Annotated in this window: 23 protein-coding genes; 17 read left to right on the plus strand and 6 right to left on the minus strand. The window is 40.8% G+C overall.

Features of this window, described 5'->3' with window-relative positions:
• Nucleotides 1-254: 254 nt before the first annotated feature.
• Nucleotides 255-1862: a sugar dehydrogenase gene (locus V7K84_RS29805; protein ID WP_334843538.1), complete on the minus strand. Its 1608-nt coding sequence runs from the start codon at nucleotides 1860-1862 to the stop codon at nucleotides 255-257.
• A gap of 759 nt (nucleotides 1863-2621) precedes the next feature.
• Here V7K84_RS29805 and V7K84_RS29810 point away from each other — a divergent pair.
• The 15 genes from V7K84_RS29810 (at nucleotide 2622) to V7K84_RS29880 (ending at nucleotide 15287) form a co-directional block, all read left to right on the plus strand.
• Nucleotides 2622-6236 carry a HEAT repeat domain-containing protein gene (locus V7K84_RS29810; RefSeq protein WP_334843774.1) on the plus strand — a complete coding sequence of 1205 codons (3615 nt, stop codon included), beginning with the start codon at nucleotides 2622-2624 and terminating at the stop codon, nucleotides 6234-6236.
• A 15-nt stretch (nucleotides 6237-6251) separates the two neighbouring features.
• On the plus strand, nucleotides 6252-6491 hold the full coding sequence (locus V7K84_RS29815) for a hypothetical protein (protein ID WP_334843539.1): 240 nt from the start codon (nucleotides 6252-6254) through the stop codon (nucleotides 6489-6491).
• On the plus strand, nucleotides 6488-6712 hold the full coding sequence (locus tag V7K84_RS29820; protein WP_334843541.1) for a type II toxin-antitoxin system HicB family antitoxin: 225 nt from the start codon (nucleotides 6488-6490) through the stop codon (nucleotides 6710-6712). The genes V7K84_RS29815 and V7K84_RS29820 overlap by 4 nt, the downstream gene beginning before the upstream one ends.
• 25 nt (nucleotides 6713-6737) lie before the next feature.
• On the plus strand, nucleotides 6738-6992 hold the full coding sequence (locus V7K84_RS29825) for a hypothetical protein (RefSeq protein WP_334843542.1): 255 nt from the start codon (nucleotides 6738-6740) through the stop codon (nucleotides 6990-6992).
• A 9-nt stretch (nucleotides 6993-7001) separates the two neighbouring features.
• Nucleotides 7002-7445, plus strand: a complete 444-nt coding sequence (locus V7K84_RS29830) for an HNH endonuclease (protein ID WP_334843543.1) — start codon at nucleotides 7002-7004, stop codon at nucleotides 7443-7445.
• Between the two features lie 90 nt (nucleotides 7446-7535).
• Nucleotides 7536-8012: a hypothetical protein gene (locus V7K84_RS29835; RefSeq protein ID WP_334843544.1), complete on the plus strand. Its 477-nt coding sequence runs from the start codon at nucleotides 7536-7538 to the stop codon at nucleotides 8010-8012.
• Between the two features lie 1009 nt (nucleotides 8013-9021).
• On the plus strand, nucleotides 9022-9762 hold the full coding sequence (cysE, locus tag V7K84_RS29840) for a serine O-acetyltransferase (RefSeq protein WP_334843546.1): 741 nt from the start codon (nucleotides 9022-9024) through the stop codon (nucleotides 9760-9762).
• 73 nt (nucleotides 9763-9835) lie between these two features.
• Nucleotides 9836-10066 carry an Asr1405/Asl0597 family protein gene (locus tag V7K84_RS29845; RefSeq protein ID WP_334843548.1) on the plus strand — a complete coding sequence of 77 codons (231 nt, stop codon included), beginning with the start codon at nucleotides 9836-9838 and terminating at the stop codon, nucleotides 10064-10066.
• A 306-nt stretch (nucleotides 10067-10372) separates the two neighbouring features.
• A complete protein-coding gene (locus V7K84_RS29850) occupies nucleotides 10373-10570 on the plus strand; it encodes a DUF2949 domain-containing protein (protein WP_094349915.1) in 198 nt (65 codons plus the stop codon).
• Between the two features lie 371 nt (nucleotides 10571-10941).
• Entirely contained in the window at nucleotides 10942-12075 is a 1134-nt protein-coding gene (gene nifV, locus V7K84_RS29855) for a homocitrate synthase (protein WP_334717829.1), read from the plus strand.
• On the plus strand, nucleotides 12062-12349 hold the full coding sequence (locus V7K84_RS29860) for a nitrogen fixation protein NifZ (protein WP_104909028.1): 288 nt from the start codon (nucleotides 12062-12064) through the stop codon (nucleotides 12347-12349). The genes nifV and V7K84_RS29860 overlap by 14 nt, the downstream gene beginning before the upstream one ends.
• Nucleotides 12324-12527 carry a putative nitrogen fixation protein NifT gene (nifT, locus tag V7K84_RS29865; RefSeq protein WP_114083693.1) on the plus strand — a complete coding sequence of 68 codons (204 nt, stop codon included), beginning with the start codon at nucleotides 12324-12326 and terminating at the stop codon, nucleotides 12525-12527. The genes V7K84_RS29860 and nifT overlap by 26 nt, the downstream gene beginning before the upstream one ends.
• Before the next feature lie 102 nt (nucleotides 12528-12629).
• A complete protein-coding gene (locus tag V7K84_RS29870; RefSeq protein WP_334843551.1) occupies nucleotides 12630-13172 on the plus strand; it encodes a (2Fe-2S) ferredoxin domain-containing protein in 543 nt (180 codons plus the stop codon).
• 324 nt (nucleotides 13173-13496) lie between these two features.
• On the plus strand, nucleotides 13497-14654 hold the full coding sequence (locus V7K84_RS29875) for a PD-(D/E)XK nuclease family protein (protein WP_334843553.1): 1158 nt from the start codon (nucleotides 13497-13499) through the stop codon (nucleotides 14652-14654).
• Nucleotides 14655-14711: 57 nt separating this feature from the next.
• A complete protein-coding gene (locus V7K84_RS29880; protein ID WP_334843555.1) occupies nucleotides 14712-15287 on the plus strand; it encodes a Uma2 family endonuclease in 576 nt (191 codons plus the stop codon).
• 338 nt (nucleotides 15288-15625) lie between these two features.
• Here V7K84_RS29880 and V7K84_RS29885 read toward each other — a convergent pair whose 3' ends face one another.
• The 3 genes from V7K84_RS29885 to V7K84_RS29895 form a co-directional block, all read right to left on the minus strand.
• On the minus strand, nucleotides 15626-16555 hold the full coding sequence (locus tag V7K84_RS29885; protein WP_334843558.1) for an XDD3 family exosortase-dependent surface protein: 930 nt from the start codon (nucleotides 16553-16555) through the stop codon (nucleotides 15626-15628).
• A 498-nt stretch (nucleotides 16556-17053) separates the two neighbouring features.
• Nucleotides 17054-18436 carry a 1-acyl-sn-glycerol-3-phosphate acyltransferase gene (locus V7K84_RS29890; RefSeq protein ID WP_334843775.1) on the minus strand — a complete coding sequence of 461 codons (1383 nt, stop codon included), beginning with the start codon at nucleotides 18434-18436 and terminating at the stop codon, nucleotides 17054-17056.
• Nucleotides 18437-18710: 274 nt separating this feature from the next.
• Nucleotides 18711-19280, minus strand: coding sequence for a Uma2 family endonuclease (locus tag V7K84_RS29895; RefSeq protein ID WP_334843561.1), 570 nt, complete (start codon nucleotides 19278-19280; stop codon nucleotides 18711-18713).
• A 221-nt stretch (nucleotides 19281-19501) separates the two neighbouring features.
• Here V7K84_RS29895 and V7K84_RS29900 point away from each other — a divergent pair, with 221 nt between their 5' ends.
• Nucleotides 19502-21316 carry a proline--tRNA ligase gene (locus V7K84_RS29900; RefSeq protein WP_334843564.1) on the plus strand — a complete coding sequence of 605 codons (1815 nt, stop codon included), beginning with the start codon at nucleotides 19502-19504 and terminating at the stop codon, nucleotides 21314-21316.
• A gap of 327 nt (nucleotides 21317-21643) precedes the next feature.
• A complete protein-coding gene (locus tag V7K84_RS29905) occupies nucleotides 21644-22255 on the plus strand; it encodes a GerMN domain-containing protein (RefSeq protein WP_334843566.1) in 612 nt (203 codons plus the stop codon).
• Between the two features lie 71 nt (nucleotides 22256-22326).
• Here the strand turns inward: V7K84_RS29905 and V7K84_RS29910 are convergent, their stop codons facing one another.
• Together V7K84_RS29910 and accB are read right to left on the minus strand one after the other, a co-directional pair.
• Nucleotides 22327-22674, minus strand: coding sequence for an ArsR/SmtB family transcription factor (locus V7K84_RS29910; protein ID WP_094349905.1), 348 nt, complete (start codon nucleotides 22672-22674; stop codon nucleotides 22327-22329).
• Between the two features lie 62 nt (nucleotides 22675-22736).
• The gene (accB, locus tag V7K84_RS29915; protein WP_334843568.1) at nucleotides 22737-23294 is read right to left on the minus strand and encodes an acetyl-CoA carboxylase biotin carboxyl carrier protein; all 558 of its coding nucleotides are present in this window, start codon (nucleotides 23292-23294) and stop codon (nucleotides 22737-22739) included.
• Between the last annotated feature and the right edge of the window lie 105 nt (nucleotides 23295-23399).

Genomic DNA, 23399 nt, shown 5'->3' on the forward strand with positions numbered 1-23399 from the left:
CATCTCGTGTCCGGCGAAAGACTTATAATTTAGACCGCAGGGAGCAGAGGGAAAGAGGCGTTTCCGATTTTTGCACAGATCCGGTAATCATAAGTGATTAACCGGACTTGATATCAGACCTTTTTAAATTTTGGACTTTCCTGCGGAACGCTACGCATAGCTTGCTTCCCCGGAGGGTTACGGCGTAAGCGTTCAGTAGAACACTTTTAAAGTATTCAATCCAAAATTTAACATCTAAAATTCGCTGAGTGGTGCTACTTCACCTCTATATACGAGATGATATTATCAAGGTCATTTCCAAGGGATTTATAATCACCACTAGTATATTCACGGCATAAACCATTACCATTTATATGTTGGCACACACGTATCCGCGTACCCGGTGGTACGCTGAATGAACTAATAGTGTCATTACCAACAATATTTAAGTCACCTTGGTTGGATTTGTATACTCCTGGAGTCGTAGGAAAAGACTGGGAAATTCCGCCAAAGTTAGGGTCTCTGTAGAACTTAACCTGTTGTGACGGCGTGTAGGAAAGCTTATAGATAGTGCCGTTGAAGTCATCCGAAATTAACAAATTACCTTGCTGGTCTACTACCATATCTACGGGTCGCCCCCAGGTTTCTTGCGTTGCTGGAACTACCCAACCGGTGACTAAATCTATCTCCGGCTCTGGGGTCTTTGTCGTACTGTTCCAGGGAAAGTAAGTTATTTTGTAGCCCGTTTTCTTCTGCCGATTCCATGAACCATGCAGCCCTGCTACTACTCCATTTGAGTATAGGCTGGGAAAATTAGTATTTTGTAAGAATGTTAATCCTAAGGGAGCGGAATGGGCTTGGATACCTTTGCTAATCCTGTCCATTGCATTGCAATTAACACTTCCATTAGCATTGAACTGATAGTCGCGGTCAAATGGCATATTGTTGAGGCCATTTGAGGTGTCGGGATTGGGATTGCAGAATGGCCAACCGTAGTTACCGCCATCTCGGACTTTCGTGAACTCCTCTGGTGGGTGGTTGTCTACATAGGAGGCGATAATCTTACCGTAATTGCCACTGCTATCGTTGAAAGGATAGGCGATGTTATCTCGATTATTAACGACTACCCAAAGGTCATTTGTGCCAGGTAATAACGCTAACCCTTCGGCATTACGTAAACCTTGGGCAAAAAGCCGCTGATTGGTTCCATTAGCGTCGTACTGGTAAATCGCACCACGCTTTGGAATGCTGACAGTATCTTCCTTACAGGCATTGCACGTAGAAGCGATCGACACGTAGAGTTTGTGGTTGGCATCAAGTGCGATATTTTTCAGTTCGTGACCATAAGCGCCTTTGAGTTCCCGTGTGCTGCTGTCTGGTAAGCCAACTACAACGATTTGACGATTTTTCGCGATTAAGTCTCCAGAGTTGTAGATGAAGCGGTTAATTTGATGACTCTCAGAGATATAAATGTATGTGGTGTTGTCAATCTTATGAAACACAATGTCATGTGGTTTGCGTAGACCTGTTACGAAGTCAGAAATAATTGGGTCTTTGCTGCCATTTGACCGGACAATTAACACTTTACCGGAATTGGGCTGTGATACTAGAAGATCCCCATTGGGAGCAACTGCCATAAAGCGAGCTTTGTTAATGCGAGCATAAACAGAGACGGAGAAGTTGGGCGGCACTTTCAAGTAACGGGTAGTATTAAAGGGCCAAGAGGTCATTGTACTAGGCACTTTCAGCTTGGTTTCAACAGACGCAGGGGGCGGTTGAGCGATCGTTGCGGTGCTAAGAACCTCTAAGGACATCAAACTAATTAGCGATGCGGATAGTATGCGTCCAAGTAGCTGTGTTGGTTTTAGAGTAGATGCAACCATTTTGAACTTCCCTCTAGCTTGGTAGTGATTTATGTTACACATCATTCTCGGCTAGCCGATTTGACCGAGAGTCTGAACAAAGTTAACTCAGGGGTGTTATTTTTTGGAAAGACTTAAAATATCTTTATCTACTGCTATTTTTTCTAATTCATCAAAAAATTCATCAACCGAGAGTTATAAAAAAGGCAGAGCGATCGCTCTTGTCAACTAAAATATTCCTCAAGCTACTTAGCCTCGAAACCATTATGCAGATAGTCTTAACAGCCTTCCTTCTCGGTCAATAAGCCAAGTTTTTGTTTGCAAAACCCAAGGCTGAGGACTTGGTTTTTCTCAAATAGTGGTGATTGATTGCACATATCCCTTGGTATAAATAGCCGTGGCTCATGGTTGTAGCGAGAGTGAGCGTGCTGTGTGTGGGGAAAATTGCGTTGGCGCAGTCCGCACTTCGACAAGCTCAGTGACCATCGTAGACATCGCATCTCAAAACTTAAGTTAATGGATTAAGTATGACAATACCGCATCCTTTGAAATCTTTCGTATTTATGGCCTAGCCTGTAGTAGACATCGTAATTTCCAATTAATCTGAAAAACTAACGCCAAACTCAGCTGCTTCCCGACACGGGAAGGGGGAAAATTCAAAGTCTCTCTCCTTTTAGGAGAGAGATTTAGAGAGAGGTTTTCCAAATTCCCTGAAATCTGGAAACATTACTCCAGCTAGTGGATATACTCGTAATCAAACTCTCAACAGAAGCGAGTATTATGCTGGAATGGTTAGCTCTTTGGGGTGTAACTCAGGCCACCGGGTTGATTTTTAAACCAATTCTAGAAGACTTAGCCAAGGATGCTGCTAAAGATTGGGCTAAAGATTTATTAAAAGGCATCCCTGGCAAGATTTTCCAGAAACTTAAGAAGGAAGACATAGAAGTTGCTGCTGGTAAAGCCTTAAAGGAATTTTTGCAACTCATGCAGCAGCAGTTAAAGGTTCGTTGCAAACTTGCTGAAACTGAGATTAAAGAGTACACCACAGACATCCAGAAATTTATCAGCGATAAGTCGGTTACAAAAATTCTTGGTCAGGCTTTTGATATTAATTGTGAATCTCTAGACGCTAAAACCCTAGAAGATAGTTGGAACAGGCTGCAATTAAAACCTCTGCCATCTAAGTTTAACTGGCAATCATTTACAGAACAGTATTTTACACAAGTCCAAGAGCTTCTTTTAGATTCAAAAGAATTACAGCATATCCTAGAATTACAAAAGTTATCTGATATTGAAATAAATACCAAAGAAATTGCTGGTGTTATTGTAGATTTTAATTTAGTTAAATATCAAGAAGGAATCCGCGAAGGCTATGGCAATCTCAAGTTAGATAGCTTAGATACTAGCGGCTATGCCTATAACGAACTGAAATTATGGAAAATTTTTACTGCTCAAAATGTCCGGGAAACTCATCAAGTTTTAGCACAAGTTCACGAACTTCCTAAAGAACATCTTAGACGGCTGCGAGAAAGTGACCAAGTAGAAGCAGAAGTGGAATTAGAAGAATTAGAACGCCACAAACGGGTTTATTTTGAACAGCCGATACGTTCAGTTTTAGATGTTGTCAATAAAAAGCAAGATTATAAATATATTGTGATTTTGGGCGATCCTGGTTCGGGTAAGTCTACATTGTTGCAATTTCTGGCTTTGAATTGGGCAGAGTCTCCACTGGATAATGTTATATCATTACCAATTCCGTTGCTAATTGAATTACGCACTTATATGCGGCGACGGGAAGATAAAGAGTGCAATAATTTTCTAGAATTCTTTCATAAATGTAGTGGTGTAATTGCTCATCTCAATCAGCTTCAACTAGATAAACAATTAAAAGCTGGTAATGCCTTAGTGATGTTTGATGGGTTAGATGAGGTATTTGACCCTGGTAAGCGAGAGGATGTAATTACTGATATTCATCGCTTTACTAATGACTATCCTGATGTGCAGGTAATTGTCACTTCTCGGATTGTTGGTTATAAACCGCAACGATTGCTTAATGCTGAGTTTCGCCACTTGATATTACAAGATTTAGACTCAGAACAAATTCAGGATTTTATCTACCGTTGGCATGAGTTAACTTTTACCGATGCAGTAGATAAAGTGAGAAAACGGGAACGGCTACAAAGAGGAATTGCAGCTTCCAAATCTATTGCAGAATTGGCGGGAAATCCTCTGCTGTTGACGATGATGGCAATTCTTAATCGGAATCAAGAGCTACCAAGAGATAGAGCTACACTTTACGATCAAGCATCGCGGGTGTTGCTGCATCAATGGGATGTGGAACGCGCTTTGACAGAAGATAAGAGGTTAGACCCGAAGACTATTGATTATAAGGATAAGCAAGCGATGCTGCGTCAGGTTGCTTATCTTATGCAAACTGGTGAGAAAGGTTTAGCAGGTAATTTGATTAATGAAAATGATTTAGTCAAAGTTCTGACTGATTATCTTAAAACTATAGAGTTTGATAAACCCAGAGAAGCGGCGCGGGTGATGATTAATCAACTGCGGACTCGCAACTTTATGTTATGTTTCCTAGGTGCAGATTATTATGCTTTTGTACATCGGACATTTTTAGAATATTTCTGTGCTTGGGAGTTTGTCTGGCAGTTTAAAGAAACGCAAACTCTGACTATTGAGGAACTTAAGAATGAAGTTTTTGGCAAACACTGGCAAGATGAAAGTTGGCATGAAGTCTTGCTGCTAATTGCGGGAATGATTGAGCCAAGATTTGTTGGGGAGATTCTTGATTATTTAATGGCGCAAGATGGCGAAGAGGAAAAGTTTGTCAATCTCTTTTTAGCGGCTAAGTGTCTTGTAGAGGTGAGAAATCGCTCGGCGATCGCGTCAACGGCTAATAAATTACTTGGTAAGTTAAAAGACTTAACTAAATATGACCTTTGGTACTATTATGTCCCCTATGAAGATGAAGAAGAAACTAAGCTAATTCAGGAAATTCGTACTCAAGCAGTTGCAACAGTCGGTGCAATTTGGAAAGATAATCGTGATACATTACACTGGCTTAAAGACCTGGCCACTGCTGAAAAATCGGGAAACGTTCGACGTTCAGCCATCCAAGCATTAGCCAAGAATTTTAAAGATGACCCAGATACCCGCATCATCTTCCAAGACCGCGCCATTACTGATAAATCTGAAAATGTGCAACGTGCAGCCATTGTAGCACTGGCTAGAAATTTCCCAAATGATCCCGAAACTCAAACCTTTTTTCTAGATTGCACCACTGCTGATAATTCTGATGTGCGATGTGCAGCCATACGAGCATTAGCTAGGAATTTCCCAGATGACCCCAATACCTGCACAATGCTTAAAGCTCACGTTTGTGCTGATAAATCTGAAAATGTGCGACTTGCAGCCATCCAAGCATTAACTAGGAATTTCCCAAATGACCCAGACACCCATACTATTCTCCAAGACCGTGCCATTGGTGACTATAATTCGGATGTACGACGTGCAGCCATTGAAATATTAGCTAGCAATTTTCCAGATGAGATCAATACTGGCACAATCCTCCAAGACTGTGCCACTGCTGATAAAAATGAGGATGTGCGACTTGTGGCCATTCAAGCATTAGCTAGGAATTTTAAATATGACCCCAATACTTGCACAATCCTCCAAGACCGGGCCACTGCTGATAAAGATGAGGATGTGCGACTTGTAGCTATTCAAGCATTAGCTAGGAATTTCAAATATGACCCCAATACTTGTATAATCCTCCAAGACCGCGCTACTGCTGATAAATCTAAGAACATACGAATTGCAGCCATCCAAACATTAGCTAGGAGTTTCAAATATGACCCCAATACTTGTAAAATTCTTCAAGACTGCGCCACTGATGATAAAAATGAGGATGTACGTTTTGCAGCCATTCAAGCATTAGCCAGCAATTTTTCAGATGATTTCGATAGTAAGGCAATCTTCCAAGACTACGCCACTACTGAGAAATCTGAGAATGTACGACTTACAGCCATTGAAACATTAGCCAGTAATTTTCCAGATGGCCCCAATAGCTGTACATTCCTTCAAGACCAAACCACACATGATGATTCGGATGTGCGATGTGCAGCCATCCAAGTATTAGCTAGGCACTTCAGATATCAACCTGAGTTATTTGACACCTACTACAACTGCGCTTTCCGTGACCCTTTTGAGCGTAAGCAAAGCAGCAACACTAACCCTCGGCGCATTGCACTAGAGATAATTATCAAGCAATTTCCTCAGCATCCCCAGACTTTACCACTGTTACACGACAGAGCAGAGAATGACCCAGATAAAAAAGTGCGGGAATTTGCTCAGAAGAAGTTGGCACAATTAGAGAAGTAAAAGAGTTGCAAAAATATGAATAACCCAGAAGCTCGTCAGCAAATCAACCAATATCTAGATAGATTATCTTCAGAACGCTTACAACTGGTTGCTGATTTTTTAGCATATCTAGCAGATAAGGAGAGTGAAGACGCTACCCAAGAGTTGCTTGATATCCCTGGATTTATTGAATCCTTTGAAAGAGGTAAAAAAGATATTGCTGAAGGTCAGGTAAAAAACTGGAGAACAATTCGTAATTCTGTTTCAGAAGAATGAAATATACAATCGTGATTCAATGGTCAGAAGAAGACCAATGTTATGTGGTTTTACTACCTGAGTTTACGCATATAATGCAGCCTTGCACTCACGGAGAGACTTATGAAGACGCTCTTAAAAATGCTCAAGAAGTTTTAGAAATGCTGATTGAATTATCTTTAGCTGATGGTGAAACTCTACCAGAGCCTAAGACGCTAGGAAAGTCTTTGGAAGTTGCATAAAATTTAGGAATTAAAGAGGTAACTTATGAACACATCTGTAAATACAGCCAAAGTCTACGATGAAATTATAGAGTTTATTGCTGCTGGAACCACTCCCCAAAGCGTTATCGATTTCAAACTCTCGGATGCAGCCAAAGACCGTTTAGAGGATCTCGTTTACCGTGCAAAAACTGAAGGTCTTACAGGAAGTGATGAGCGAGAGTTAAATCATTTCCTCACGCTAGAGCATATTATGCTACTAGCAAAAGCAAAAGCTCGCCAGTACATCAGCGCGGAGTAAGTATTCAAAGTGTCTCGTCCATATATTAATGCAGAATTGCGGCGTTTAGTTGCCGATCGCGCCGAGCATATTTGCGAGTATTGTCTCGTTTCTGAAGAAGATAGATCGTCGGGTTGTCAAGTTGACCATATAATCAGTGTCAAACACGGCGGCGCTACAACAGCAGATAATCTCTGCTATGCCTGTATTTTCTGTAACCTACAAAAAGGCACGGATTTGGGGTCAATTAATTGGCAAACTGGCGAACTTGTGCGGTTTTTTAACCCACGCAGAGACTTTTGGGGTGAGCATTTTCGACTTGATGAGGCTGTAATTCAGCATCAAACAGATATCGGTGAAGTTACCGCACGCATCCTAGATTTTAACGGCGATGAAAGGATTATAGAACGACAAGCTTTGATTGCATCTGGTCAGTATCCCTCAGCATCGGCGCTAAAACAGATAAATAAATAGGTTATGATGTGCGATCGCGCTTACCAATGGGAATTCTATACTTAGCAACTATTGCTACTTCACCATTAGAACTTCCAAGGTAAATATATCATGGCTTATCAAAATATTGCAGCCACCCTTTCGCCACAAGATATCCAAGAAATTAAAGCCGCGCTACAGACAGTCCAAAGAAAGATGCCCTTTCTAATTACTCTCAGCACTGAAGAACGGCGTAAGTTAGTAAAAATGGGCGATAAAAGCCTAGCCTTTGTAAATAATAGCGTTACTGCTGCTCAATCAAACCGCGAAATCCTTCCAGCCACTTTTGACGTTGAGGAACTGATTCGGGATTACCAATTAGCCAGTGCGCTTACCGAACTTTTAATCTCAGTACAGCAACTAGCCGAACAAGTAGATGATACCCTAATGGCAGTCGGTAGTGAAGCTATGACTAGCAGTTTGACTGTTTATGATTACGTGAAGACTGCATCGAAAAAGACCCCAGGCTTAAAAACTGTTGCTGAACAGTTAGGCGAACGCTTTAAAGCTATCAAAGGTAGACCAGCTAAAGCTGCATCTGGTTCTTGAGTCGTTGATACTCATTAATGAGCCTTTGAACTCCATTAATGAGGCTTTGATACTCATTAATGAGTCTTTGAACTCCATTAATGAGGCTTTGATACTCATTAATGAGTCTTTAAACTCCATTAAAGAGTCTTTGATACTCATTAATGAGTCTTTAAACTCCATTAAAGAGTCTTTGATACTCATTAAAGAGGCTTTGAACTCCATTAATGAGTCTTTGAACTCCATTAACAAGTTTCTACAGCTTTTGTGTGTAGTGTAATATACCTGTCTTGGCAGACAGGAATCAGTAATTATTTAATAGACTCTTGCACGAATACAAAACTAGCCCTCATCCCCCAACCCCTTCTCTCAAAATTGGGAGAAAGGGAGACAAATTCAAAGTCCCTCTCCCAAGCTTGGGAGAGGGATTTAGGGTGAAAGCTCATTAATTCATGCAATAAGTCTAATTGCTATGAGAACATTTACCTATTCTGCTTTTCTAAGATTTTGCGATCGCTATTCCCACACATCTATATAATAAGAAAACAGTTATGATGAGCGATAACTATATTTTGAAACGTATACATACATACAGACAGCAAATCCTAAAAGAAAATAAAGAAACCTGTCTTTCGTCTATCCAAATAATAAGATACTAATAGTAATAGGATATACAGAAAATAGATTTATAGCCTTACCAAATTCATATTTGAGTGCATCTGAGTACAGCTTAATATATTGCAAAATATCTTGATAAAATCTTAGCAAATGCTTACGGGTAAAGTTTCTTGTAGCGCGAACAGAAATTCTTAACCCCTGCCCCAAAAATACTAGTACCCCTATCATTAAATACTAGCGCCCCTACCCCAAGATAAATTTTAAGTTTATCTGGAGTGGGGGTTTCGGCGTTTGAGTACAACCTCAATCAATCCAATAAATCCAATCAGCATTGGGTTTTCTATCGAGTTGGAAGTCAGCTGATATAAGCATAAAAATAGCAGATGACTCTTTTACCAGATAGACATTACCGATGCAACAGTCTTTAGACAGTATTAGCGATCGCCCAACTACCAAAACGCAGGATTCTGCCCGTACATCCATGCTGAAAAATCTTCTCTCTGGCGTTTTTTTTGAGCCATTATTGAGTGATTTTCGCATTATTTTTGAGCGCGATCCCGCAGCACGTAATTGGCTAGAAGTGGTGTTTTGCTACCCTGGATTGCACGCGCTATGTTTGCATCGTCTTGCTCACTGGTTACATTGTCGAGGAGTCGGTTTTATCCCCCGTTTAATTTCTCATTTGGGGCGATTTTTGACAGGTATTGAAATTCACCCAGGTGCAGAGATTGGTGAGGGCGTGTTTATCGACCACGGAATGGGAGTAGTCATTGGCGAAACTGCGATCGTGGGCGACTATACACTGATTTATCAGGGCGTCACCCTTGGCGGAACTGGTAAAGAAACTGGTAAGCGTCATCCCACAGTCGGCAAAAATGCAGTGATTGGGGCGGGTGCGAAAGTTTTAGGTAATCTGCAAATTGGCGATCGCGTCCGTATTGGCGCAGGTTCGGTTGTCTTGCAGAATGTCCCCAGCGATCGCACTGTTGTGGGAATCCCTGGTCGAATTATTTCTCGCAACGATAGCGCCAGCCTTTCTCCTTTAGAACATGGAAAGCTACCCGATGTGGAAGCAACCGTGATTCGTTCTTTGCTCTCGCGCATCGAAGAACTCGAAAAACAACTGCAAACTTTACAAGTCAAGAGTCATTAGCCATTGGTCCTTGGTCATTAGCAAATGACAAAGGACAACTGACAAAGGACAAATGACAAAGGACAAATGACTAATGACAAATCACATTTTGCAGATTCCTTTGAGCGATCGCTGGCGAATCTATCATCGTTTGCAAGAGTTAAAAATTAATTGCTCTTGTCCCCCCGATGGTTCTTTACGAGTGCAAGTGAACAATTTGCTGGAAGCAATTCTAATTCGTAGTACAGTTATGCAACTTCTTGCTTCTCGTCACGAATTATTAGAATGGCTAGAGCGTTGCTGGCATTACAGTGATGAGTCATGATTATTTCAAAAAGACCTAATTTAGGCACGATTAATCTTGAATTCATGACGCAAGTACTGGACTTCATCCTTTTTGTCCATAGATGCACAAAGCTCAAATAGGTTTAGAGTTTGAAGCTACTGTCGGCTAGCAGAATTTGTTGCAGACTGAGATGGATTAGACGGAGTTTAGATTTTGTTGGGTCTACTTAATCTGAAATTTTCCTGACATATAGCAACAATTAAAAATGCGAAATTCCTAAATATAAATTGGAATTTCTGATTTTTAAATTTTTCCCAAATTAAGAAATTGAAAGTTCAATCACTTATGGCGACTCGGAACAGAGATATAAAACTACTCAATTTTTTGCACAATGAACTTGAACTTTCAAATGCCGATATTGCTGTAGCTCTGCGACACCGTGAATTAGAAAATGGCCCGCTCCCGATGCTCCTTTGGCAGTATGGTTTCGTTGATTTAGAACAGCTAGGAAAAATATTTGATTGGCTAGCAGACCAAAGTTAGTTAATTGAAATCCTGTATCTCTGAGTACCATTACCTGCCTAACTTACACCCACATGCACTAGAAAAGATGAGGTTACGAAGATGATTACATCCTTAATTGCTGGATTTTGTGTATTACTTTGTTCGGGATTTGCTAATAGTTATATTAGTTCATTGCTACTCGAAGACATTTCAACTGACATCGGTAAAAACGATTAGTAATTTATACATTGATTTAGTTCCCTGTCATACAGATGTGATGCTAATAATAGGGCAATAATTAAGGATCATGTATCCTACATTATGAATTGTGATATTTTTAGCATTTACCATCACGAGGGATTGTAGAGGGAAAGGATATTAAGAATACTTCCAAGAGAGGGATATTTGCAATGAATCAAATCATAATTAATGACACTACATTACGTGATGGCGAACAAGCAGCAGGTGTTGCCTTTACTCTACAAGAAAAAGTAGCGATCGCTAAGTTTCTCGATGCTATTGGTATACCGGAATTAGAAGTGGGTATACCGGCAATGGGCGACGAAGAAACGCGTGCGATCGCTGCAATTTCTGACTTGGGTTTACAAGCAAAACTCTTGGGCTGGAACCGCGCTGTCATCTCAGATATCAAGGCTTCCATCGCCTGTGGTTTGAACCGGGTGCATATTGCCATTCCCGTCTCTGGTATCCAAATTGCCACTAAATTTCATGGTCAATGGCGAGTAAGTTTGCAAAAACTCAAAGACTCAATCCACTTCGCCCTCGACCAGGGTCTTTGGGTAGCAGTTGGCGGAGAAGATTCTTCCAGGGCTGATGAAAACTTTCTCTTAGATGTAGCACTTTATGCCCAAGAATGGGGTGCATCCCGTTTCCGTTTCTGCGACACTGTAGGAGTTCTCGACCCCTTTACCACCTACACTAAAGTCCAACGGCTGGTTTCAGCGTTGACGATTCCCTTAGAAATCCACACGCATAATGATTTTGGTCTGGCAACTGCCAATGCTCTTGCGGGTATTAAAGCTGGAGCCTCATCAGTGAATACCACAGTCAACGGATTGGGTGAAAGGGCGGGAAATGCAGCATTAGAAGAAGTTGTCATGGCGATCAAACGCATCTACGGCGTTGATTTGGGCATTGACACACCCAGCTTGCTGGAACTGTCTCAACTAGTTGCAGCCGCATCAGGAGCCGATGTACCACCCTGGAAAGCGATCGTTGGCGAAAATACTTTTGCTCACGAATCTGGCATCCATGCTCACGGCGTATTGCAAAATCCCATTACCTACGAACCATTTGCTCCTGAAGAAGTGGGTTGGGAACGGCGTTTAGTAGTAGGTAAACATTCTGGACGGCATTTAGTTGCTAACTTGCTAGAACAGCATGGAATTTTCTTGAATTCCCAAGAAACCCAATCTGTTTTAGATGCAGTACGCCATCAATCGGTACAGAAAAAACGCAGTTTGACGACAGAAGAACTGTTGAATTTGGTCAGAGAACAGAGGTACTCTCATGCAACGCGATGAATTAGAACTAAACTTGCCACCTGCTTTTGAAATTGGTGAAAAAGTCAGAGTTCGTAAACTGCTAAAAAACGATGGTACCTTTCCTGGTAAGGAAGTCGGCCAAGTTTTAGTGAACAAGGGAGATATCGGCTACATAGCGAGTATAGGAACATATTTGCAGAGTTCCTATATATATGCTGTGCATTTCTTAGAAACAGGGTTCGTCGTCGGCTGTATGAAAAAAGAACTAGAATCGGTTGAGGAATCTCATGAAAGTAATGCTACGGATGAATGATGCCGGCACTTTAGTAGTTTACGTTGCTAAAAAAGACCTGGAAGAAGAAGTCGTCAAACAAACCGATGGAAATGATGGCAAAATTCTCACCCTAGCAAATGGTTGGGAATTAGAATTTCGTGATTTGCCAGACACAGCAAATTTACCTCAAACAGTAGAAGCTAAACGCCTAGCTTAAAAATAGTTAGGAGTTAAGAGTTATGAGTTATAAATTTTAACTCCTAACTCCTCACTCCTAACTCTTCGCTTTTAACTCCCCACTCCTAAATTTTTATCAATCATGGGTAACAAGTATTTGACGTTATCAGAATTGAACCTTGAGGGACAGTTACTAGGTTTTGTTGGTGGTGAACCAGGAAAATATAAATACTTGCAATTGGCAGTTCCATCTGGAGATGTGGAAATTAAACTGCCTAAAGAGTTACGCCGTTTACTAAGTTCATCCTTAGTTCCTGGTCAGCAACTTCGCATTTGTGGTCATAGTGAGATAGACTCGCGCACAAGTAAAATTAAAATCAAAGCCTATCGAGTGACACCAATTGATGTGTGTCCAAAGCAAGATTTACCACCTCAACCTAAAGCGAGGATTATGGTATGTCAAAAGGGCGGTTGCTTGAAACGTGGTGGTAAAGGTTTATTATCAGAATTAGAAAAAACTTTGTGCGATCGCGGTTTGTCAGACAAAGTTACTATTGAATATACTGGTTGCCAAAAATGCTGTGGCAGCGCTCCCAACTGTGTTTTGCAGCTTGGTAAAAAGAAATACAAGAATATTCATCCTGATGCGATCGCAACTTTGCTAGAAAGTCATTTAACAGAGTAATAATCTTCTCTAGCTATTCTTAAAATAATACATAACTTTGTAGGGGTAAAAATTTTACCCCTATTCCTGTTGGTATAGTATAGCACTCTTGTCAAACTGCGATCGGCTAAGTTATAACTGCTGCACTGCTAGTAATACCGAATACAAACATAACTTATAAAAACCTGCCCTAGCGAATGGAATTCGCGGCTATACAGACAAAACCTACCTCAGTGTGTTTCAACTTCTTAGAGTCCGCGTAGGCGGACTTTGTTTGTGTAGCCGCGATTTCTAATCGCCAAGTATATTTGCTTTTTTAGAATTACCTTAAATACTTAAAAATCAATGTCTTTGTTTAGCAATTTACTCAATCTGCATTTAGGAAACAAACCGCGTGAAGATTTTTTTACTGAGATTGTTGCTTATTTTTTGTCCCTGAATAATGATATTTTGCTTGATTGGCTAAAACATCACTCAATTATCGGTGATGATAATTATTCCAGCATCAAGATATCAACCCAGCAAGAACATCAAGCACTGGCGATCCATACTGAGGATAGTAGACTTGATATTGTGATTGAACTCTCAACTGGTTTAAGCACAGATGTAATATTTATTGAATCAAAAATTGGCGCGAAGGATGGAAATAATGCTTTAAAAAAATATGCTGATATTTTGAGTAATTTACCAAATGTCAGACATCGAATTTTAATTTACATCACCCGTGATTATGATCCAAAAGAAGAAATTAAAACTCTAGCATTTAATTTAGAGCCAAAAGTAATTTTTTATCAATTGAGGTGGCATCAATTTTATGCCCGCTTACAACAACACTCGACTGATATCTTAGTCCAAGAAATATTAACTTTCATGAGGAATAACAGAATGTCTCACACAAATCAATTTTCATCAGTTGACTTATTGACAATGGTGAATTATAACAAAACTCTCCATCTCATGGAATCAACTCTTAATGATGAAGTACAGCACGAATTCAAGCAAGCTTTTGGAGGTGTTATCAAAGGTGCGGCAAGTAGGACTCAATGGAAATGGGACGAGAGATATATTATCTACACCCACTTTTCTCCCTCGACATGGGATTTATGGTGTGGTCTTGGATACTTCGGTTTAAATCCAAGTAATTTAACCGATTATCCATATTTAGGTATATTTTTGCAGGTTTCTCATAGGTTTGGACAACGCTCAAAAATTATTGAATCTATGCAAAAAATAATTAACGATAAACCTAATCTATGGACTCCTAGTAATTTAAAAGTTTTGCCAGCATGGTCAGGTATATTTTATCGAAAAAGCTTACAAGACTTTTTATCTGAAGAAAACCACATATCTGCTATTAAATTATTTTTTCAAGAGTCAATAAAGGAATTAAAAACGGTTCAGGAACAATATTTTGATTTTCCTTGGAAGGGTGTAAGTATAGAAGCAACTATAGAAGGTGATAAAGAAGAATACCCAGACACCTCATTATCTTCTATCGTATAAGTTTAATCAGTTACAGCTATATTAAGATAAAAATAACTCTGCATTCTCGTAGTTGTTATGAGCCTTACCACTGCTAAACGCTTTACTATAGCTGAATATCACCGTCTAGCTGAACTCGGCTTCTTTGAGGAGAATGACCGAGTTGAGCTAATTAAAGGTGAAATAATCCAGATGGCAGCAAAAGGTACACGGCACTCTGTTTGTGAAACACGCCTAGAACGAGAATTATATAAACTAGTTGGCGATCGCGCAACCCTGCGAGGACAACAACCAATTACTTTGTCTAACAACAGTGAGCCTGAACCAGATAGAGTAATTGCAAAAAATAGAGATGATGACTATCTAGCAAATCATCCCAGCCCATCTGATATTTTACTCTTAATTGAGATTGCCGATTCATCCTTAAAATATGACCAAGAGGAAAAACTACCTATTTATGCAGAAGCAAATATCTCTGATTATTGGATATTTAATTTAGTAGATAATTATCTGGAGTGCTATAGCGAACCTTATCAAGCCTTGCAAGCTAAATTTGGTTATCGTCGCAAATTTATTTATCTGCCAAATGAATCAGTTAATCTGCCCTGTTTTTCTGATTTAGTTGTGGATTTATCTAAGGTGTTTCCAGGTTAAGGTGTAAGGAGCGATGTCAGACAACAAGCCGCTGCAAGCCTTATAGCGAGTATAGGTGTCATGAGCATTACCGAGATTCTTTAGAGAATTGCCTGAGTAGTTTTGTATTTGATAACTATATTAGAAAAAAATGCCCTTGCTAGAAAGTAAGGGCATTGAAATTTACCTATTTAATATTTAACGAGTAAATCTATACGGTTTGGGATACTTTTCGCTTAAGCTTCATCCAAAATTCCATTACTCCAGCGATCATTTCCATGAGAGAAAATAGTCTTTTATCTTGTCTATAATCACTGAAGATAAATCAAGCCGTATTGCGAATAGTCCCTAACCAATTGCTATGCTAATTTCTTGCGTAGCTTGCTACCAGCCAAAGCCAGACCGACGATTCCTAAACCAGCGAGACTAGCAGGCTCAGGAGTCGATTGGACAATAGAAGATTTCTTGAATTCAAATGCAATGGTTTGTGTGCCGTTGAATTTGCTGGCATCATAGCCAGTGGTTAGCAACTGCTGCGTTATATTACCTTGTGCTAGGAACGAGATTCCACTCAGATAATTTCCAGAGTTGATGACATTGAGATTAAATGTATTGTCCTTGCCGTTATTAGTAAAATAACTACTGGTCAAATCACCATAACCGACAATACCACCACCTTGTTTGACCTGGCTTTCGTAAGAATTCCCTCCTCCTGCTAAACCACCATATGTAGCAACAGTGTAGCCTTCTTTGATATTAGTAACTGTCTTTGCCTGAACACCACTATAAACACCTAGTTGTTGTACCCCTGAAGCATTCGCTGAAGCGAAATGAATCCCAAACAAATCCCCGCCGCTCATAGCATTTCCAAAGGTTTTACCCGCCATGTTGAAGAACAAATCACCATATCCAATCTGACCGCCGACAGCACCCTGTTCAGCCTCTCCTGTTAACTTCATATTGCCATTGATTGCCACAATGATGCTGGTAGCAGTTTCTTTAATAGCCATACCAGAGATATCGTAGGGGTTTACTTTTCCCGCTGCGGCACCAACCCAGTAATTCCCGTTCATCCCATCTTTGTTTGAATCAAATGCATACTGCCACCCGCTAGCATCAGTGGAGTTTTGACCCATCAAAAGACCGGTAGTGTCGTTCATACACTCCAAAGATATGCTAAATGCTGTTCCCTTTAAGTCTGAGGCATAGGCTCCTTGACCAGCCACAAAGAAGATTCCAAAAGTAGCAATACCAACCTTCAGTAAATTGAATAAGTTTTGAGTTTTCATTATTTATAAATTGATTGATTTAGAGAATCACAACTTTTCGGACTTCTCTATTTGTAATTGGAATTAAAAAAATAGAAAAGCGTGATTTTTCTGAAAATATAATTTGGATAACTTAACGGTAATTTTATAAAACTAAAATAAGAAATGACATATTTAGTTACAATTGCCTTTATCTAACCCAATTGTATTAAAGTGAAATAAGAGCAAAGGCAAGCAGGTCTAGCAGCCTACGATTATCTGCACCCATTTATTTAGACAGTTTTGAAAAACTTTTGGGTTTGTGCAAGCTTAATAAACCATATCTCCCTAGCATCTCCGTACAGAGCATCTAAACGCACGATCTAGTTTAGAAAGTAAGATCCGATTTGGATGAACACTTAGGCATTTACATTGCACCTTGTTATTTAAGGGAGTCAGGAGGCAGGGATCGAAATCAATAAGCCTCCTGACAACTGACAACTTTATTATGGTTACTAGCAAAAAATGCAACCCTTCTAATCAAATCAAACCTTCCAACGCGTGTTGTAAATCATTCGTCACATCAGCAACAGCTTGTCTAGCACCCAAACGATTTTCCTTATACGTTGAGTAACGCTCAGAAATAGATATGGGTTCACCCACAGTAATTTTTACCTTTTGCTTACCCAATTGTGGACGCTGCAAACCTTTATCACCTTTGATTTTAGCAATCATTTGCCATAAAATTAAAGTCGTCTCAGCAAACCTTTCTGCTGTTGGATTTTCACGAATATAATTACCAGAAACTGCCACAAAACTTTCTACTAAACGCATGTGCCACATCCGTGCATTCGCTTCTTCTGCAATGCGATCGCCTAAAGCTCTTTCAACAGCAGATACTCCTTTGACATCCTTAAATTCTTCTCTAAATATATAATTCCAACCTGCTTGCTCGACTCGCCGACAACGGTCACTCAAACTACCTTTTGATTGCAAATTAAAATACTGTTCTGAGATTAACAACGCTGCATTTAATAAAGCTTGTAAACGAACTGCTAATGCTTCATTTCTATCTGGAATTTGCCCGTTGACAATCTTGGGATCTGGCAGTTTCTGATGATAAAACCGGGTGTAAAATTCCTCCATGAGGAAAAGTAAATGTTCTGCCAAAGCCAACAACCGGGGATAAAGCGACTCTATAGAAGCATTTTCTGCTGAATTCACAGGTAAACCACTAGCCGCTTCCAATTCACTTAAAAGATTAGCGATCGCATCCCAAGGAGCATCAACGTAACTATATTTAATCCCAACTGGTACAATTAGAACCTGTTGGTCGCTTCCAGCTTTTTGCAAATCTTCAGCACACCAAAATCCTAATTGGGCAATACCAGGTTCTAGGGGGCTAATATTCTCTGATAAACCATTGGTTGCACCCTCTGGCGCAGCAGCCATCGGAAACTTCCCATTGGCGAACAAGTCACGCGCCGAACGTAACCCCGTCCAGTCAGCTTTACCTCGCTGAATCGGAGTCCCACCTAAATGAGAAACAATCCAGCCGACGTAGGAACCTGCCCATAGAGGAATGCCGCGATCGTAGATAAAATGAGCGTGAATGGGATGTTGTAGTGTTGTACCTTGCGATCGCGCTGTCTTTGGTACAATTTGAGACAACAAGTAACCCAAACAAAACGGATCGTCTGTTTTCGGATGGCGAAATGCCAGCATAAAACGGATCTTACCCTCTTGAAACTGGCGATAGAGATCCACCAGAACCTCTACGTTGTCTGCTTCAATTTGGGTAATAGGTGTTTGCCATTTTATCCAACTGGGTAGTAATAGATGGACAACTCGTAGCAATAAAGGGTTAAACGCGGGAGGAATAAATTCTAAGGGTGCCTGTGCTTGATAAATTACATCTGCCAAGGTAGTTTCTCCTAAAGATTCCCTGATTCTAATCGCCTGATGGTTATTTCTTTTAAGATATCCTAACGGCTGTAATATGCCCTGAGTAATGAAGTCAAAGTAAAACCTGCCTATTGCGCTGTGCATGGCACATTACTCAGGTTAGAAAACTAGGATACCTTCTTAGTCTACGCAGATTATTTTAATGAAGCGTACTTACGCAGACTTATAAAGTATTTTCTGCTGCAATGAAAAGTGTTGGCAGATAGTGGAGATTTAGCAACACTTGCAAATTTTAATAACAAGAAAGACTCAAGCTAAATCCTGGCAATACATCTTCACCCGATAACTGTGTGGGTAGATTTTGCACTTCTACATCTTGTTTTTGGCGATAAATTTCTACTTGCTGCTGTTGGGGGTTAATTAACCATGCTAACTGCACCCCCGCATCCATATATTCCTGCATTTTGGAACGCAATATTTCCAAATCATCTGTTGCTGACCTTAATTCAATGACAAAATCGGGTGCAATGGGGGGAAATTTGCGTCTTTGTTCTGGTGTAAGTGCTTGCCAACGTTCTCGTTGAATCCAAGCGGCATCTGGGGAACGGTCAGCACCATTAGGTAATTTGAATATAGTATAAGAACTGAAGGTAAAACCAAGACCAGTTTGCCGATCCCAAATTCCCAGATCGATAATTAAATCTGCTTCTCGATTGCCGCTTTCACCTCCAACGGGGGACATGATGATTAATTCTCCCTTGGCAGTGCGTTCAAATTTCAATTCGCGGTTATTTTGACATAAGTGATAAAATTGTTCGTCACTCAGGTGAACGGTGTCTAGTTTTAATGTCAAAGGACTCATAACCTAGACCTAGATTAAATAGTTGCAAAGATTATATCATGCCATATCTTAAGGGCTGTAAGATGCCGATGCCTGCGGCGGGCAAAGCCATCGCACACCACGCAGGTTCAAACTAGGATGCCTTCTTAGTTCGCTCAGGCGGACAAGAATTTGTGTAGCCGCGATTTCTAATCGCCAGGTGGTTTATAAACAAATTAGAGATTCTGGAAAGGGATTAAACGATGCGACTTTCACAAATGTTATTTGTTACACTGCGGGACGATCCGGCTGATGCTGAGATTCCTAGCCATAAATTATTACTCCGTGCAGGCTACATTCGTCGCATCGGTAGTGGTCTTTATGCTTATTTGCCTTTAATGTGGCGGGTATTGCAAAAAGTTTCCCAGATTGTGCGGGAAGAAATGAACGCTACAGGCGCACAAGAATGTCTCCTACCACAATTACAACCTGCTGAGTTATGGAAGGAATCAGGACGCTGGGAGACTTACACCAAAGCTGAGGGGATTATGTTTTCCCTAATTGACCGCCGCGAGCAACAATTAGGATTAGGCCCAACTCATGAAGAAGTAATTACAGCGATCGCTCGTGATATGATTCGCTCTTATCGCCAGTTACCACTAAATCTTTACCAAATTCAAACCAAATTCCGCGATGAAATTCGTCCCCGCTTTGGTTTAATGCGCGGACGGGAGTTTATCATGAAGGATGCCTATTCCTTCCATACCGATGAAGCCAGCCTCAAAGAAACTTACCAGGATATGTATAAAGCCTACAGCAATATCCTGCGACGTTCTGGTTTAGCTTTTCGGGCAGTGGAAGCTGATTCTGGTGCAATTGGTGGTTCTGGTTCTACAGAATTTATGATTTTGGCGGAAGCTGGCGAAGACGAAGTTCTCTACACTGAGGATGGTAAATACGCCGCTAACGTAGAAAAGGCTGTTTCTTTACCAATTGACGCCGAAACCTCACGGTTTACAACCTATGAGAAACGCGATACACCTGGAACAGAAACGATTGAAAAGGTGTGTCAACTCCTCAACTGTTCTCCTACTCAATTGGTGAAAAATGTCCTTTATCAGACAGTTTATGATAATGGCGCAACAGTGTTAGTTCTGGTAAGCATTCGAGGCGATCAGGAAGTTAATGAGGTCAAGTTGCAAAATGAATTGACCAAATTAGCTTCTGAATATGGCGCTAAAACTATTATTAGTTTGAATGTACCAAATGTCGAAGCCCAGCAAGCATGGACAGCGAAATCTCTACCTTTAGGCTATATTGCGCCAGATATCGCAGATGAGTATATTACTGCTAATAAACAGATCCATCCCAAGTTTTTGCGCTTGGTGGATCGAACAGCCGTTGATTTAAAAAACTTTGTTACAGGCGCGAATGAACCTGGTTATCACGTAGTTGGTGCTAATTGGGGTGAGCAATTTAAGTTACCAGAGCAAGTAGTAGATATTCGTAAATCAAGACCAAGCGATCGCGCCATCCATAACCCAGAACAAATCCTACAAAGCGCTCGTGGAATTGAAGCCGGTCACATCTTCCAATTAGGCACTAAATATTCCCAAGCGATGAATGCAACTTATACCAACGAACAGGGTGAAGAAAAACTGCTATTTATGGGTTGCTTTGGTGTAGGCGTGTCACGATTAGCACAAGCTGCCGTAGAGCAATCTTACGATAAAGATGGGATTATTTGGCCAGTTGCGATCGCACCTTATCACGCGATCGTCACAATTCCTAACATTAAGGATGCTCAACAAATCGAAATAGCCCAAAAACTTTACACAGAACTCAATCAAGCGGGAATTGAAACTCTACTAGATGACCGCGACGAACGTGCTGGAGTCAAATTTAAAGATGCTGACTTGATTGGCATACCTTATCGAATTGTAACCGGACGTGCGATCGCTAATGGCAAAGTTGAAGTTGTAGAAAGAGCCACCCGGAAATCTCAAGAAATAGTCATTGATGAAGTGACAACAACACTCAAAGGTTGGATTACAGAAGCAATAGGGCATACCGCATAAGTATGGAGAAGAGACAAGGAAGAGGGGGGAGACAAGGGAGAGACTTGTTCAATAATTTCCCCTTATCTTCCAAGTCCCCAAGTCCCCAACTCTTAACTCCTAACTCCTAACTCCTAACTTTTCACTCTCCACTACCAAAAATTTACATAATTTGGTAGGTGACGGATTAGAAATAAAAATTCTAGAATTGGATTAGGGATTTGCATAATAAAAAGGCATCAAGTCTCCTCTAGGTTGTGGGAAACTCTCTACTTATAAGTATCGTCTTTAACCAGGCTGCTCCTCACATAACTACCATATCAGCCCTCAGTTAGGAAGGTTTTGAACATGAAAGACCAACAAGGATCTAATCGTATTTCTTCAGGCGTAATTGCAGCTGTATCAGCAGTGGTTGTAGCGGTGGGTGGCGGTGTAGCTTGGTTTACCACACAATCTAACAATACTCCTACACCGTCAAACCCTTCTGGCCGCATTGAACAGCCAGCACAGCCATCAACTAGGCAGCCAGCTAATGAGCAAACCCCCAACGTTTATTGGCTAAGACCAAAAGACAAAAATGTTACTTTGGTTCCCCAGCCTGTTAAAGTAGCTTCTGTATTACCCAACCAAGCTTTAGAAGCAGCTTTCCAAAGTTTGTTAGCAGGCCCAACAGAAGGGACAGATTCAACAACTATCCCTAAAGGAACCAAGCTTTTGGGGTTGAAAGCTGAAAATAATGAGGTTCACGTTAATTTATCTGAAGATTTTACCAGCGGTGGTGGTAGCACCTCAATGATGGGCCGTGTGGGACAAGTTGTTTACACTGCAACAACTTTAAATCCCAAAGCGAAGGTGTACATTGATGTGAACGGCAAACCATTGGATGTTTTAGGCGGCGAGGGTATAGAGTTACAACAACCACTCACTCGCGAACAGTTTCAGAAAGATTATCCCCTTTAAAAAAGTTAAGAGTTAGAAGTTAGGAGTGAGGAGTTTTAATTCATAACTCATAACTCATAACTCTCTTAAACTTACCGTTTACTATTTAATACACGAAAATTACGGGCTTGCTGCTCCAACCTTGTGGCGAGGCGATCGCAAACCCGATTACACAACTCAAAAATCATTTGATCTTCCACCCGGTAATAGGCGCAAGTTCCTTCACTGCGGCGGCTAAGGATACCTGCTTGCCACATTACCTTCAGGTGTTTTGACACATTTGCCTGAGAAGTCTGTGTTGCCTCTACCAACTCTTGCACGCATTTTTCTTCATCCCGTAATAAGTGTAGCAGCCGTAGGCGCATTGGCTCACTTAACAGGCTGAAGTATTCAGCTACTTGTTGCACCACTTCTGGTGGTAAAGGCAACGTTTGTTTCATCAGGATTAACCCGCAAGGAAAGAAAATTTTAACAATGACTCACATCATATATACATTAATACTTAATCAGGGTTAATTCGCATCAAAGGTTGACCATATTCTACAGCGTCGCCATTATGTAGGAGAATTTCCATCACCTGTCCAGAAACTTCGGCTTCGATTTCATTCATCAGCTTCATAGCTTCAATGATACAGACTGTTTGACCCTTGCGGACGCGATCGCCCACTTCCACAAATGCCGCTTCCCCAGGCGCAGGAGCGCGATAAAACGTTCCTACCATTGGGGAAGGCACTTCTACTAATCTCTGGTCAATGGTTGAGGGAGGATTTACTGATAACTGCATTTGTGTGCTAGTTCCAGTATTCTCAAACACGCGAGATGTGGACACCTCCGTTACCTGACTTCCACTTATCTGGTTTCCCCCAGATGAACCTGATGTCAAGCCTGAACCTACCACACCGCCTAAAGTCCCTTGACCTACCGACAACATCTGATTGCTAATGCTCACAGCCTTACGGACTGTTAGCTCAAAATCATCACTTTTGAGCGTGACTTCTGCAATATCTGTTTGTGCGATAGTTGCCAGAAGTTGGCGGATTTCATTAAAGTCCAATGGCACAGTTTTTATTACCTCGACCTATCCGTAAATTAGCATTTTAAGTGTGGCAGGGGATTAATCCCTATGTAGGGATTTAAATCGGGACTTGCATCTCCGTAGAGATGA

The organism is Nostoc sp. (genome assembly GCF_036917315.1).
In the GTDB taxonomy this organism is placed as follows: Bacteria; Cyanobacteriota; Cyanobacteriia; order Cyanobacteriales; family Nostocaceae; genus Nostoc.